General features: G+C 68.9%; 11 protein-coding genes. 6 read left to right on the forward strand and 5 right to left on the reverse strand.

The features are described 5' to 3' along the window. Positions 1-8 precede the first annotated feature (8 nt). Positions 9-1,736 carry an acyl-CoA dehydrogenase gene (locus ACFORO_RS14135; protein WP_377875141.1) on the forward strand — a complete coding sequence of 576 codons (1,728 nt, stop codon included), beginning with the start codon at positions 9-11 and terminating at the stop codon, positions 1,734-1,736. Positions 1,737-1,874: 138 nt separating this feature from the next. Here the strand turns inward: ACFORO_RS14135 and ACFORO_RS14140 are convergent, their stop codons facing one another. Beyond that, positions 1,875-4,298 (reverse strand): Tex family protein, encoded by a 2,424-nt coding sequence (locus ACFORO_RS14140; protein ID WP_377875139.1) that lies wholly within the window; start codon positions 4,296-4,298, stop codon positions 1,875-1,877. Between the two features lie 125 nt (positions 4,299-4,423). Here ACFORO_RS14140 and ACFORO_RS14145 point away from each other — a divergent pair, with 125 nt between their 5' ends. Continuing rightward, on the forward strand, positions 4,424-5,926 hold the full coding sequence (locus ACFORO_RS14145; protein WP_377875136.1) for a chitinase: 1,503 nt from the start codon (positions 4,424-4,426) through the stop codon (positions 5,924-5,926). Here the strand turns inward: ACFORO_RS14145 and ACFORO_RS14150 are convergent. Both ACFORO_RS14150 and ACFORO_RS14155 read right to left on the reverse strand, forming a co-directional pair. After that, complete coding sequence (locus tag ACFORO_RS14150) at positions 5,898-7,373, reverse strand: flavin-containing monooxygenase (protein WP_377875134.1); 1,476 nt, start codon at positions 7,371-7,373, stop codon at positions 5,898-5,900. The genes ACFORO_RS14145 and ACFORO_RS14150 overlap by 29 nt on opposite strands. A gap of 81 nt (positions 7,374-7,454) precedes the next feature. Next, the gene (locus tag ACFORO_RS14155) at positions 7,455-8,546 is read right to left on the reverse strand and encodes a winged helix DNA-binding domain-containing protein (RefSeq protein WP_377875132.1); all 1,092 of its coding nucleotides are present in this window, start codon (positions 8,544-8,546) and stop codon (positions 7,455-7,457) included. A gap of 80 nt (positions 8,547-8,626) precedes the next feature. On the opposite strand from ACFORO_RS14155, the gene ACFORO_RS14160 reads away from it, so the two are divergent. The 3 genes from ACFORO_RS14160 (at position 8,627) to ACFORO_RS14170 (ending at position 11,552) form a co-directional block, all read left to right on the forward strand. Further along, positions 8,627-9,643, forward strand: coding sequence for an AraC family transcriptional regulator (locus tag ACFORO_RS14160; RefSeq protein ID WP_377875130.1), 1,017 nt, complete (start codon positions 8,627-8,629; stop codon positions 9,641-9,643). Between the two features lie 42 nt (positions 9,644-9,685). Continuing rightward, entirely contained in the window at positions 9,686-10,285 is a 600-nt protein-coding gene (locus tag ACFORO_RS14165; protein WP_377875128.1) for a TetR/AcrR family transcriptional regulator, read from the forward strand. Positions 10,286-10,355: 70 nt separating this feature from the next. Beyond that, positions 10,356-11,552 (forward strand): MFS transporter, encoded by a 1,197-nt coding sequence (locus ACFORO_RS14170; RefSeq protein ID WP_377875126.1) that lies wholly within the window; start codon positions 10,356-10,358, stop codon positions 11,550-11,552. Here the strand turns inward: ACFORO_RS14170 and ACFORO_RS14175 are convergent. Next, positions 11,501-12,124 carry a TetR/AcrR family transcriptional regulator gene (locus ACFORO_RS14175; protein ID WP_354748807.1) on the reverse strand — a complete coding sequence of 208 codons (624 nt, stop codon included), beginning with the start codon at positions 12,122-12,124 and terminating at the stop codon, positions 11,501-11,503. The two genes, ACFORO_RS14170 and ACFORO_RS14175, sit on opposite strands and share 52 nt — an antisense overlap. 70 nt (positions 12,125-12,194) lie before the next feature. Here ACFORO_RS14175 and ACFORO_RS14180 point away from each other — a divergent pair, with 70 nt between their 5' ends. Then, a complete protein-coding gene (locus tag ACFORO_RS14180) occupies positions 12,195-12,578 on the forward strand; it encodes a hypothetical protein (RefSeq protein ID WP_377875123.1) in 384 nt (127 codons plus the stop codon). Positions 12,579-12,637: 59 nt separating this feature from the next. Here the strand turns inward: ACFORO_RS14180 and ACFORO_RS14185 are convergent, their stop codons facing one another. Next, positions 12,638-13,519 (reverse strand): TetR/AcrR family transcriptional regulator C-terminal domain-containing protein, encoded by an 882-nt coding sequence (locus tag ACFORO_RS14185; protein WP_377875121.1) that lies wholly within the window; start codon positions 13,517-13,519, stop codon positions 12,638-12,640. Positions 13,520-13,567 lie beyond the last annotated feature (48 nt).

Genomic DNA, 13,567 nt, shown 5'->3' on the forward strand with positions numbered 1-13,567 from the left:
GAGATGCGATGAGCGAAACGGCGACAGCGCTGCTGAACCCGCGCGACTACGACGCCCGGAAGTTCGACCCGGAGACCCAGCGGCTGCTGCGGGCGACGATCGACTGGTTCGAATCGCGCGGCAAGCGCCGTCTCGCGGAGGCGTATCGCGACCGCGAGTTCTACGCCGACTTCCTGGAGTTCGCGGGCAAGGAGGGCCTGTTCGCCACCTTCCTCACCCCGGCCGCGGATTCGGCCGGGGACGCCGAGAAGCGCTGGGACACCAGCCGGATCGCCGCGCTGGCGGAAATCCTCGGCTTCTACGGCCTCAACTACTGGTACCCGTTCCAGGTCACCGTTCTCGGCCTCGGACCGGTGTGGCAGAGCGGAAACGCGGCCGCCCGCAAGCGCGCCGCGGAAGCGCTGGCCGAGGGCGGGGTAGGCGCGTTCGGACTGTCCGAAAAGGAACACGGCGCGGACATCTACTCGTCCGACCTCGTGCTCACCCCGGACGGCGAGGGCGGCTACCGCGCCAACGGGTCGAAGTACTACATCGGCAACGGAAACTGCGCGCGCACGGTTTCGGTGTTCGGCCGGATCGAAGGCGTCGAAGGACCCGAGCAGTACGTGTTCTTCTACGCCGATTCCGAGCACCCGAACTACCACGTCGTGAAGAACATCGTGCCGTCGCAGATGTACGTCGCGGAGTTCCGGCTCGACGACTACCCGGTGCGCGCCGAGGACCTCCTCCACACCGGACCGGAGGCTTTCAGCGCCGCGTTGAACACGGTAAACATCGGCAAGTTCAACCTGTGCTTCGGCGGCATCGGGATGGCGACGCATTCGCTGTACGAGGCGGTCACGCACGCGCAGAACCGGATCCTGTACGGCAACCCGGTCACCGATTTCCCGCACGTGCGCCGCGAATTCGTCGAGGCCTACGCGCGGCTGACCGGGATGAAGCTGTTCTCCGACCGCGCGATCGACTACTTCCGCTCGGCGAACCAGCAGGACCGCCGCTACCTGCTGTACAACCCGATCACCAAGATGAAGGTCACCACCGAGGCGCAGAAGGTGATCGGGCTGGTCGCGGATGTCGTGGCGGCCAAGGGTTTCGAGGCCGACACCTACCTCGCGATGGCCAAGAACGACATCGACGGCCTGCCCAAGCTGGAGGGCACGGTCGCGGTGAATCTCGCGCTGATCGCGAAGTTCATGCCCGCGTACCTGTTCGCGCCGCAGGAATACCCGGCGGTGCCCACCCGCGACGACGCCACTGACGACGATTTCCTGTTCCGGCAGGGCCCCGCGCGCGGACTGTCCAAGATCCGGTTCCACGACTGGAAACCGGTGTACGAGAACGCGAAGCACCTGCCGAACGTCGCCCGGTTCACCGAACAAGCCACTGTGCTGGTGCGCCTGCTGTCGGAGGCGACGCCGGGCGAGGCGCAGCAGAAGGACCTGGACTTCGGCCTGGCGCTGACCGAGTTGTTCACTCTCGTCGTGTACGGGCAGCTGATCCTGGAGCAGGCTGAGCTGACCGGCGTGTCAGACGATGTGCTGGACCAGTTGTTCGCCGTGCTGGTGCAGGACTTCAGCGTCGCCGCGGTCGATCTGCACGGCAAGCCGAGTTCCACGGAGAAGCAGCAGGAGCTGGCTTTGGCCGGGCTGCGGAAGCCGGTCGTGGACGACGAACGGTTCGGCCGCGTGTGGGCGGTCGTGCGCGAGCTTTCCGGCGCGTACGAGATGAATCCCTGACGCGCATCACTCACTAGAGCGGTCCTCTGGGCCGCCGCACCCGCTGCTGAGAACGCCCCAATGTGGCATTGGGTGCGTTGAGCGCACCGAATGCCACATTGGGTGCGTCAGACGCACCCAATGTGGCATTGGGGCGTTCTACTTGCCGAATCCGGCCCGCCGGAGCGCGTCGGCCATGGAGCCGTTGCCGCCGGAGTCGCGACGGTCCCGGCCACCGCCGCCACCACCGCCGCGCTGCGGCTGGTTCCGGCGCTGGCCGCCGCCACCCTGACCGCCGCCCTGGCCACGGTCGCGACCGCCGCCACCGCCGCGGTTGGTGCCCGCGCCGGGCTCGTCGTCCAGGCGCAGCGTCAGCGAGATCCGCTTGCGCGGCACGTCGACCTCCAGCACCTTCACCTTCACGATGTCGCCCGGCTTCACGACGTCGCGCGGGTCCTTCACGAAGTTCTTCGACAGCGCCGAAACGTGCGCGAGGCCGTCCTGGTGCACGCCGACGTCGATGAACGCGCCGAACGCGGCCACGTTCGTCACCACGCCCTCCAGCCGCATGCCCGGCTTGAGGTCGCCGATCTTCTCGACGCCCTCGGCGAACGTCGCGGTCTTGAACGCCGGACGCGGGTCGCGGCCCGGCTTCTCCAGCTCGGACAGGATGTCGGTGACCGTCGGGAGCCCGAAGGTGTCGTCGACGAACTCGGTGGGCTTCAGCGCCTGCAGGGTCCGGGCGTTGCCGATCAGCTCGCGGATGCCGCTGCCGGTGCGGTCGAGGATCCGCCGCACGACCGGGTAGGCCTCCGGGTGCACCGAGGACGCGTCGAGCGGGTCGTCGCCGTCCGGGATGCGGAGGAAGCCCGCGCACTGCTCGAACGCCTTCGGGCCGAGCCGCGCGACGTCCTTGAGCGCGGTCCGCGAGCGGAACGGGCCGTTGCCGTCGCGGTGCGCCACGATGTTCTCCGCGAGCGACGTCGTGATGCCCGAAACCCGGGTCAGCAGCGGGGCGGACGCGGTGTTCACGTCCACGCCGACCGCGTTCACGCAGTCCTCGACCACCGCGTCCAGCGAACGCGACAGCGACACCTCGGACAGGTCGTGCTGGTACTGGCCGACGCCGATCGACTTCGGGTCGATCTTCACCAGTTCGGCCAGCGGGTCCTGCAGCCGGCGCGCGATCGAGACCGCGCCGCGCAGCGAGACGTCCATGCCCGGCAGTTCCTGCGAAGCGAACGCCGAAGCCGAGTACACCGAAGCGCCCGCCTCGGACACGACGGCCTTCGTGAGCTTCAGCTCTGGGTGCTTCTTGATCAGCTCGATCGCCAGCTTGTCGGTCTCGCGCGAGGCGGTGCCGTTGCCGATCGAGATCAGGTCGACGTTGTGCTTTCCGGCCAGCACGGCCAGCTCGGCGATCGACTGGTCCCACTTGTTCGCGGGCTGGTGCGGGTAGATCACGTGGGTGTCGACGACCTTGCCGGTCGCGTCGACCACGGCCACCTTGACACCAGTGCGGAAGCCCGGGTCGAGGCCCATCGTCGCGCGGGTGCCCGCCGGGGCGGCCAGCAGCAGGTCGCGCAGGTTCGCCGCGAACACGCGCACGGCGTCGTCCTCGGCCGACTGGCGCAGCCGCATCCGCAGGTCGATGCCCAGGTGCAGGAGGATCTTCGTGCGCCAGGCCCAGCGCACGGTGTCGCCGAGCCACTTGTCCCCGGGACGGTCCTGCTGGCTGATGCTGAAGCGCGCGGCGATGCGCTGCTCGTACTCGGTGGGGCCGACGCGGGGCGGAGCGTCCTCGGCGACCGGCTCGGAAGGCTCCATCGACAGGTCGAGGATCTCTTCCTTCTCGCCGCGGAGCATCGCGAGGATCCGGTGCGAGGGGAGCTTGGTGTAGGGCTCGGAGAAGTCGAAGTAGTCGGAGAACTTGGCCCCGTCGGTCTCCTTGCCCGCGCGGACCTTCGACGCCAGGTGACCCTCGGTCCACATCTTCTCGCGCAGCTCGCCGATCAGGTCGGCGTCCTCGGCGAAGCGCTCGACCAGGATGGCGCGCGCGCCGTCGAGGGCGGCCTGCGCGTCCGCGACGCCCTTGTCCGCGTCGACGAACACCGCGGCGGCTGCCTGCGGATCCGTCGTCGGGTCGCTCAGCAGGCCGTCGGCCAGCGGCTCCAGACCGGCCTCGCGGGCGATCTGCGCCTTGGTCCGCCGCTTCGGCTTGTAGGGCAGGTAGATGTCCTCCAGCCGCGACTTCGTGTCCGCGGCGAGGATCTGCGCCTCGAGCGCCTCGTCCAGCTTGCCCTGGCTCCGGATGGACTCCAGCACCGCGCCGCGGCGCTCGTCCAGTTCGCGCAGGTAGCGCAGCCGCTCCTCGAGCGTGCGCAGCTGCGCGTCGTCCAGCTCTCCGGTGACTTCCTTGCGGTACCGGGCGATGAACGGCACCGTGGACCCCTCGTCGAGGAGCCCGACGGCGGCCTTGACCTGCCCCTCGCGCACCCCCAGCTCTTCGGCGATCCGCTGCTCGACCGACTGCACGCTCAAAACCAGGCTCCTGCTTCGTCTCGGGTTGCTCCGAGCCTGCATTGTGCCGCTGCCCGCCCGGCGCGGCGCGGATGGCCCGCCGAAGCACCTCCGGAAGTTCCTTGACATCCGTATTGGTCTAGTCCATTTTGAGGTGACCTGGCTCACTGTCGTGCGGAGGTCTGCCCGTGTCCCCACACCCGTCCCCCCGGCGGCTGCCTGCCCTGGTGTCCCTGCTGGCCTCGGTCGCGCTCGCGCTCGGTGTCACGCTCGCCCTCGGCACCAGCAGCGCGTCGGCCGCGAACATCCTCGCCAATCCCGGCTTCGAGACCGGCTCGACGTCGGGCTGGACCTGCACCGGCACCTCGTCGGTCGTCTCGACCCAAGCGCACGACGGCAGCCACTCGCTGAGCGCGGCGCCGTCGGGCTCCGACACCGCGCAGTGCTCCCAGCAGGTCACTGTGCAGCCCAACACCGCGTACAAGCTGTCCGCGTGGGTCCAGGGCAGCTACGTCTACCTCGGTGTCTCCGGCTCCGCGGTGCAGAACACCTGGACGCCCGGCGCGACCGGCTGGCAGCAGCTCAGCCTGAGCTTCACCACGGGCTCGTCCACGAGCCTCACGGTGTACCTGCACGGCTGGTACGGCCAGCCCGCCTACCTCGCCGACGACGTCAACCTCGACGGCCCGGGCACCCCGCCCACCACGTCCACGAACCCGACTTCGCCGACGTCCACCACGCCGACGACCCCGACCTCGCCGACGACGACCACCACGACCAGCACGCCGCCGCACAACGGCGACCTGCCGAAGCACATCCTCACCGGCTACTGGCAGAACTTCGACAACGGCGCGAAGACGCTGAAGCTCGCTGACGTGCCCACGACGTACAACGTCATCGCGGTCGCCTTCGCCGACGCCACCAGCACGCCCGGCGCGGTGAGCTTCACGCTCGACCCGGCCCTGTCGTCGAAGCTCGGCGGCTACACCGACGCGCAGTTCCGCGACGACATCAAGACCGTGCAGGCGCGCGGCCAGAAGGTGATCATCTCGGTCGGCGGCGAGAAGGGCACGATCAGCGTCGGCGACAGCTCCTCGGCGAGCAACTTCGCCAACTCGGTGAAGCAGCTGATCTCCACCTACGGTTTCGACGGCGTCGACATCGACCTGGAGAACGGCATCAACGCCACCTACATGGGACAGGCGCTGCGCAGCATCCACGACGGCGGCGGCTCGGTGATCACCATGGCGCCGCAGACGATCGACATGCAGTCCACCCAGGGCGGCTACTTCCAGCTGGCGCTGAACGTCAAGGACATCCTGACCGTCGTCAACATGCAGTACTACAACTCGGGCGCGATGCTCGGCTGCAACGGGAACGTCTACTCCCAGGGCACGGTCGACTTCCTCACCGGGCTTTCGTGCATCCAGCTGCAGGGCGGCCTGCGGGCCGACCAGGTCGCGTTCGGGCTGCCGTCCTCGGGCTCGGCCGCGGGCGGCGGGTACCAGTCGCCGTCGAACGTGGTGTCGGCGATGAACTGCATGGCCAAGGGCACCGACTGCAGCTCGTTCAAGCCGCCGGCGGCGTATCCGGAGTTCCGCGGCGCGATGACCTGGTCCATCAACTGGGACGCGTCGAACGGGTACGGGTTCGCCAACACGGTCAGCGCGGGCCTGAAGAACCTGCCCTGATCGAACGCACCAGGTAGTCGGCCGGGTCGAGTGCCCTGGTCCGGCGGTCGTATTCGGTGACCAGCCCGGGCCAGTTGGTGCTCACCCGGCCGTTTTCCTGCCGGTACCAGCTTGTGCAACCGCTCCAGACGCTGTGCGAGAGCCGCGTTTGCACCTCGCGGTCGTAGCGCTCCTCGACTTCTGCCCGTACCTCCAGCGACGCCACGTCCGGCCGGGCGAGGTGCTCGACGGCCTGGCGGAGGTAGCGCGCTTGCCGCTCGATCATGTAGATGATCGAGCCCGCGCCGAGGTTGGTGTTGGGGCCGTACACGCAGAACAGGTTCGGGAATCCCGGCACTGTCATGCCGAGGTACGCCCGCGCGCCGCCGCGCCACGCCTCGGACAGCGACCGGCCGTCGCGGCCGAGCACCTTCATCGGACCGAGGAATTCGGTCGCCTTGAAACCGGTGCCGTAGATCAGCACGTCCGCTTCGTGCTCCACGCCGTCCGCGGTGCGGATGCCACGCGGGGTGATTTCCTTGATCGAGGATGTTTCGACAGAGACGTTCGGCTGCGCGAGCGCGGGCAGGTAGTCGTTGGTGAACAAGATCCGCTTGCAGCCCAACGGATAGTTCGGCTTCACTCGGCGGCGCAGTGCGCGGTCTTTGAGATGGCGGCGGCGCAGCTGAGCGGTGCGCAGTTCGAAGATCTTGGTCAGCAACGGATATCGCGTCATGCCGTAGGTCGCGTACTCGGCGAGCAGGAAGATCCGGGCGCGACCGAACAGCTGTGTCTTCGGCAGACGGCGGAAAAGCCGCTTCTGCCAGGCTTTGTAGCGGCCGTCGTTCTTGCCCATGATGTACGGCGGCGTGCGCTGGAAGACGGTGACGTGCGCGGCTTCCTTGCGGATCTCCGGCACGAACTGGATCGCGCTCGCGCCGGTGCCGATCACCGCGATCCGCTTTCCCGCCAACGGGATTTCGTGGTTCCACTCGGCGGAGTGGAACGCCTCGCCGGTAAAGGTCTCGCGGCCCGGGATCGACGGCCAAGCCGGCCGGGAGAGCTGGCCGACGGCGGGCACGAAGACGTCTGCCTCGAAGGTTTCGCCTTGTGCGGTCTCGACCCGCCAGCGGCCGTCCTCGTAGGTCGCGGACGTGACCTCGCGGCTGTAGCGGATGTGCGGTTCGATGCCGTATTTCGCGATCACGTGCTTGAGATAGGCGTGGATGTCCGGCTGCATCGCGTACCGCTTCGGCCAGTCCGGGTTGGGCTCGAACGAGAACGAATACAGCGGCGACGGGATGTCGCAGGCCGCGCCGGGGTAGGTGTTCTCGCGCCACACGCCGCCCGGTTCGGCCGCCCGCTCCAGGATCGTGACGTTCGGGAAACCGGCGCGCTTCAGCTCGATCGCGGTACCGATTCCGCCGAACCCGGTGCCCACTACCAGCACCGACGGGGTGTCGTCCATAGCCCGAAGCTACGCAGGCGACCGCCGGTGCGGAAGGGCACGAACGGCCACTCGATCGAGAATTCCGGCCACCGGACGCGGTTACTCGCTCATCAGCCGGACCTCGTGCGTCTTGCCGGGCTCGGCCCAGGCGAGCAGCTTCCGCCCGGCGCTCTCCAACGCGGCGGTGTCGCGCTTCGAGATGCGCTCGAACGGCGTCAGCGCCATTGCCGCTGACTCGCGCGTGGTCGTGGTTTCCCAGCTCCCGCGGACCCGGCCATCGACCAGCAGGGTGCCTTTGACCAGGCCGTTGACGGTGATCACGCGTTTGCGGTGCTCGTCGCTGATCATCCGCGTGCGGTCGGCGTAGGACAGCAGCGTCTGGTCGAACGGACCCAGCAGCCGCGGCGGCGCGGGCGTGTCCTCGTCGGGCAGCGTGGCGTCCGGCAGGTCGTAGAGCGTGCGGCCTTCGGGATCGAGGTAGGTGCGCAGGTCCATCTCCTCGATCACCTCGCCGAGCTTCGTGACGCCAGCCCAAGCCTGCACGTCCGCCACCGTGGCCGGACCGAACGCGGCGAGATAGCGGCGCACCAGCTCGGCGGCGGACGGTTCGCGCGCGGCGACGCCGTCGAGCCAGTGGTCCGCGACCTGGTAGGTCGGCTGCCCGGCCTTGCCCCAGATGCCGCGCGGCGGGATCTGCACGAGCGGCAGGACGGCGCGGACCAGGAACATCAGCGACGCGGCAGGAGTCTCCGGGTAGTGCTCGACCAGCGCTTTGCCGAGTTGGTCGCTCGAATACGGCCGCTCGCGCAGCAGCTCGCTGGTCGTCTTAGCCACGGCGTCGTGGTCGAGCTTGGACAGCGGCTCCCGGTGCTGGTTGGCGGCTGTCAGGGCGCGGTCCATGACGATCTGCGTCAGCGGACGCCAGGCCAGCGCGTCGGCGGCGGGGACGAGGTGCACCGTGCCGCGCATCAGCACCATCCGCACCACGCTGCGGTCGAGTAGCAGGCTCGCGAGATCGTCCGGCTGGAACCCCGGCACCCGGCACCACAGCGCGTAATACGGCGGGAACGGCGCTTGCGCTTGCAGCCCGGCGAGATGCGTGACGGCGTCGAGAACCGGCATCTTGGCGGGCTTCAAGAGCAGCTGCCGGTCGAGGGTCGCGCGGTTGAGGACGCGGTGGGAAAGGTGCACGGCGGGAGCTTAACGAGCAACCCGGACAGTTTTGGCCCTCGATCGGCGCGAAGGCGGCCGGTTGATCCATAATTCCGGCCATGGCCGAGCTAGCCGCACCCGCCATCCGCGACTGGGACTACCCGCGCGGCACGGCGAGTGTGCTGCTCATGCACCGGTTCGCCGAGGAACACGGCGTCACGCTGCCCGGCGTGCCGGTCGAGGAATTGCGCGCGCCGGACCGGCAGCTCGACGCTCGGCAGGAACTGGCCGTCGTGCGCGCGTTGCTGTCGACAGTCGGCTCCGGTGACGACGTCGCGCTCAGCCTCGGCTGCCGGTACCACGCGACGACGTTCGGGATCTTCGGCTTCGCCTGCATCAGCAGCCCGACGATGCGCGACGCGATGGTGTTCGCCTTGCGGTACCTGGATTTGTCGTTCACCTTCTGCATCCCGCACGTCGAGCTGGACGCCGCCGGACTCCGCCTGGTGCTGGACGATTCGAGGGTCCCCGAAGACGTCGCGCGCTTCCTCGCACTGCGCGACCTGTCCGCGATCTGCACCGTCATGCGGGACCTCTTGCCGGAGATCTCCTTGGAACGGCTGGAGTTCCGGTTTCCGTCTTCGTCCTTTGTGGACGCATATCGGACCGCCTTCGGGGTCAGCCCGATTTTCGGGGCGGCCGAGCATCAGGTCATCCTCGATCCGGAGCTGCTGAACCTTCCGTTGCCGCAGGCCAACGAGCAAACCGTCGCGTTGTGTGCCGCGCAGTGCGACGCCCTCGTCGCCCGTCGCCGCGCGCGATCCGGGGTCCCGCAGCTGGTGCGGGAACGGCTGGTGCGGCTGGGCGGCGCGGACGCCGGGATGGACGAGATCGCCCGTCAGCTCACGCTCAGCGCGCGAACGCTGCGACGTCGGTTGACCGAGGCGGGCACCGGCTACCGCCAGTTGCTGGACGAAGTCCGTCAGACGCTCGCCGAGGAAATGCTCGACACCGGCGTGCTGTCCGTTGACGACGTCGCGCTGCGCCTGGGCTACGCCGAGGCGTCGAGCTTCATCTACGCGTTCAAACGCTGGACTGGCACCACGCCTGCCGCGTACGCCCGCCGCAGCCGATAGCCGTTATGGACATTTCGTTACACAATGTCGTAGGCTCACGGCATGGCTCGACCACGCACCTTCGATCGCGAGCAAGTGCTCACCGCCGCTACTGAGCTGTTCTGGCGGCGGGGCTTTCACGCGACCAGTGCCGAAGAGCTGTGCCAGGCAACCGGTCTCGGCCGCAGCAGCCTGTACAACACCTTCGGCAGCAAGGGTGCGCTGTTCGCGGAATGCCTCGGCCGCTATCTCGACACCACCGCGCAGGCCACCGCCGAGGTGATCGCCAAAAAGGGTGACACGGTGGCGCGAATCGAGGCTTATCTGACGAAGGTGGTCCTCGAAGAAGCCGAGCGATCGAGCACTGGGGCGCCGAGCGGATGTCTCGCCGTCAATTCCGTCGCGGACCTGGCTGGCGACACCGAGAACGCGGAATTCCTGGAGCAAGTCGCCCGCGACACCGACGCCCGGCTGCGCCTGCTGGCCGACCTGTTGCGCGCAGGTCAGGCGGCTGGCGAAGTCACCGCTGAGGTTCCGGCGGAAGGCTTGGCAGCGTACGTGAACGCCAGTGTCGCAGGGCTGCGGATCTCCGCCCAGGGCGGCGCACCGCTGGCTCGGCTGGCCGACATCGTCCAGGCCGCCACCCGGGCACTTCGCCCGTAACACCCCCCCCGTCCTTCCCGGTTGAAGGCTGACCGGATTTTGAACCGATCGTTACAGGAAAGGGTCTCCCATGTCCGCGCCCCAAGTGCCGTCCGCGGTCTACGTGCTGGCGGCAGGCATTTTCGCCATGGTCACCAGCGAATTCGCCGTCGCCGGGCTGATGCCGCAGCTCGCCGCCGGACTCGGTGTCGACGTCGCGCGGATCGGCTACCTCATCACGGTCTTCGCCGTCGCGATGGCAGTCGGCGGCCCGGTGCTGACGCTGGCGTTGCTGCGTATCCGGCCGAAAGCGGCGTTGATGGTTATTTTCGCGGTGTTCTTGGCGGGCAACGTGCTGGCCGCGCTCGCGACGACGTACTCGGTGATGGTGGTTGCCCGCGTGATCGGCGGCGTCGCGTCGCAAGCCTTCTTCGGCATCGCGATTTCCCTGTGCGGGCAGCTGGTCGACGAACGCGTGCGGGGCCGGGCGATCGGCGTCGCGATGAACGGACTGATGCTCGGCACCCTGCTCGGGCTGCCGGTGGCGACCTTCGCGGGCGGACATTTCGGCTGGCGGGCGGCGTTCTGGACGATCACCCTGCTGACCGTCCTCGCCGCGCTGCTGACTCAGTTCCAGGTGCGCGATGCCGGGCAGGCTCAGCAGCGGGAAACCGCGGACTTGCGCGTTTTCCGCCGTCCGAAGCTGATTCTCGCGCTCGTCTCCAGCACGCTGATCATCGGCGCGACGTTTTCCGCGTTCAGCTTCTTCACTCCGATCCTTACCCAGCTCAGCGGGTTCTCGCCGGACACGGTCCCGCTGCTGCTGCTCGGCTACGGCGCGGCCACGGTCATCGGCAACAGCGTCGTCGGCAGGCTCGCCGACCGGCACACCGTGGCGACGCTCGTCGTCGGCACCATCCTCAACGCGGTCTTCCTCACCGGCTTCGCACTGTTCACGGATGTGCCCGCGGCGGCGCTGGTGTTCATGTTCGCGGTCGGCCTGGCTGGCGTGACGATGAACCCCGCGATGGCGGTGCGAGTGCAGCGGGCGGGGAACACCAGTCCGCTGGTCAACACGGTGCACTCGTCGTTCATCACGCTCGGGGTCATGCTCGGCTCGTCCGTCGGCGCCAGCCTGATCGAGCCGTACGGCCTGCGCGCGCCGATCGTCCTCGGCGCCGCGATGGCCGTGGCCGCGGTTGTGACGATCCTGCCCGCGTTCCGTCGTCGAGCGGTTCAGCCGGTGGTGCCCGTTCCGGAGGTTTGCTGCGCCAGTACGGCCGGATAGGTGGTTTCCAGTAGTTGCACCAGCGATTCCACGAGGAACGCGCGCAGTTCGGCCCGTTCGAGCGTGCCGCGGACCAGCCATTCCCGGGATGCGGCGCGCAGCATCCCGCCGTAGGCGCGGATCATCGCCCGCAGCTGCGGATGTCCGTTCGCGGGCAGCTGGGCGGCGGCGAGCACGCGGTCGGCGGCGATCTCGTCGGCCTCCCGCATGATCCGCTCGACCTCCGGGTCGTGCGCCGCGTCGATCACCGTGAGCCAGGCGTCTCGGTTGCGCTCCACGACGTCGATCCACCGGTCGATGCCGATCTCCAGCCGGAGCCGGGGCGGGCCGTCGGGCAGCGCGTCGACGACCGGGGCGGGCACGATCGTCATCTGCCGCACCACTTCGAGGTACAGCTCGCGTTTGCCGCCGAAATAGTGGTTGATCAGCGGCCGGGCGACCCCGGCCGCCGCCGCGATGTCCGAAGTGGACACCGAGGAGTAGCTGCCCGCGCCGAAGCACCGCCGGGCCGCGGCGAGGATCTCGGCCCGGCGCTGCGCGGGGTCCAGCCGCCGCCGGGGTCCGCTGCTCACCGGGCCAGCCTCGCCGCCGGGCGAGGTCGTTGTCAACACGGTGCGGACCGCGTCGCGATGCTGTCACCGGATGCCGTTACCCAACCGGAACAACCGGCCGGTAACTCCGGCCGCCCCGGCCGCGACCTTCAGCCGGGGGACGTGGGGCGAGCGGGAGCGGGCGATGAACGGCACGGACCAGCAGCCGCGGCCGCCCGGCCGGTGGGTCGGGGTGCGGTTGCACTACCGGCACGTCCGGATGGACGACCGGCCGTGCGCGACCGGCTGCCCGGAGGACGAGCTGACGGTGTCGTATCCGGGGATACTGATCAGCAGCTACGACGACGGCGAACTGGTGGGGGAGCGGTGGATCCCGCTGGGAGCCGAGCCGAGCGAGGAGGACGACGAGGCGCTGATCGAACAGCTGCGGGCGGCGCTGTGGTGGCAACTGGGCGAAACCCAGGCGGACAGCTGAACCCGCCGAGAAGTCCGTGAGGGGAACCCTGGGGGAATCAGAGTCCCTCAGGGTTCCCTTCACGGACTTCCCAGCCGCCGTTCGACGCCGTCCAGGAGCAGGCGCAGGCCGTATTCGAAGGTCTGGTCCAGGTCTTGGCTGACCGGCTGGGCGGTCGTGTAGTCCAGGGCGGGGTAGCGGCCGGTCGCGCCGATCCGCCGGAACTCGGCCTCATGGTCGTCGAGCCATTCGTCGTTCGCGACGCCGGTGTCCTGGCGGGCCCACGCCTCCGACTGCCAGGTCAGCCCCAGGCCGCGGACGTGGCCGAAGAGGGTGAGGTGGACCAGAAGCAGCTCTTCGGCGGGCAGTCCGGCGCGGCGCAGGGCGGCCAGCACCCACTCGGAGTACCGCATCAGATTCGGCGTGGGACGGGGCCGGGTCATGGACAGTGCCTCGGCCACCCACGGATGCCGCCTGCAGACTGTCCACAAGAGACGGACGGTGGTTTCCAGGCAAGCCCGCCACGGGACCGGCGGTTCCCGGCGGATCGCTTCGCCTGCCACTGTGTCGGCCATCAGATGCACCAGTTCGTCCTTGTCTCCGACGTGCCGGTGCAGCGACATCGTCGCGGCGCCGAGTTCGGTGGCGATCCGGCGCATCGACACCGCGGGCAGCCCGTCCGCGTCGGCGATCCCGATCGCGGCGCGCACGATCCGGTCGCGGCTCAGCTCCGGTTCCCGCTGCCGCTCGCCGGACCGCACGACGGTTCCGGCGCCCGGTTTGGTGTCGACCAGCCCCAGCCCGCGCAGTTCGGCGATGACCTTCGTCGCGGTAGCCATCGCGACGCCCCATTCCCGGGTGATCTGCCGGGTCGAGGGCGCGCGGTCGCCCGGCCGCAACCGTCCGCTCGTGATGCGGTCGCGGATCTCGGCCACGATCCGCTGGTACGGCGCAGGATCCATCGACTCCCCAGTGCACTAGTGCTCCCACAGCTCCTCCGGCAACGGAGA

It is taken from the genome of Amycolatopsis halotolerans (genome assembly GCF_042647905.1).
GTDB lineage: Bacteria > Actinomycetota > Actinomycetes > Mycobacteriales > Pseudonocardiaceae > Amycolatopsis > Amycolatopsis halotolerans.

Bases quoted from the DNA above. Each gene is read 5' to 3' on its own strand.
- ACFORO_RS14160 (WP_377875130.1), top strand. From the start codon at position 8,627: ATGGCCGAGCTAGCCGCACCCGCCATCCGCGACTGGGACTACCCGCGC.
- ACFORO_RS14185 (WP_377875121.1), bottom strand. From the start codon at position 13,519: ATGGATCCTGCGCCGTACCAGCGGATCGTGGCCGAGATCCGCGACCGC.
- ACFORO_RS14180 (WP_377875123.1), top strand. From the start codon at position 12,195: ATGCCGTTACCCAACCGGAACAACCGGCCGGTAACTCCGGCCGCCCCG.
- ACFORO_RS14170 (WP_377875126.1), top strand. From the start codon at position 10,356: ATGTCCGCGCCCCAAGTGCCGTCCGCGGTCTACGTGCTGGCGGCAGGC.
- ACFORO_RS14140 (WP_377875139.1), bottom strand. From the start codon at position 4,298: ATGCAGGCTCGGAGCAACCCGAGACGAAGCAGGAGCCTGGTTTTGAGC.
- ACFORO_RS14165 (WP_377875128.1), top strand. From the start codon at position 9,686: ATGGCTCGACCACGCACCTTCGATCGCGAGCAAGTGCTCACCGCCGCT.
- ACFORO_RS14150 (WP_377875134.1), bottom strand. From the start codon at position 7,373: ATGGACGACACCCCGTCGGTGCTGGTAGTGGGCACCGGGTTCGGCGGA.
- ACFORO_RS14135 (WP_377875141.1), top strand. From the start codon at position 9: ATGAGCGAAACGGCGACAGCGCTGCTGAACCCGCGCGACTACGACGCC.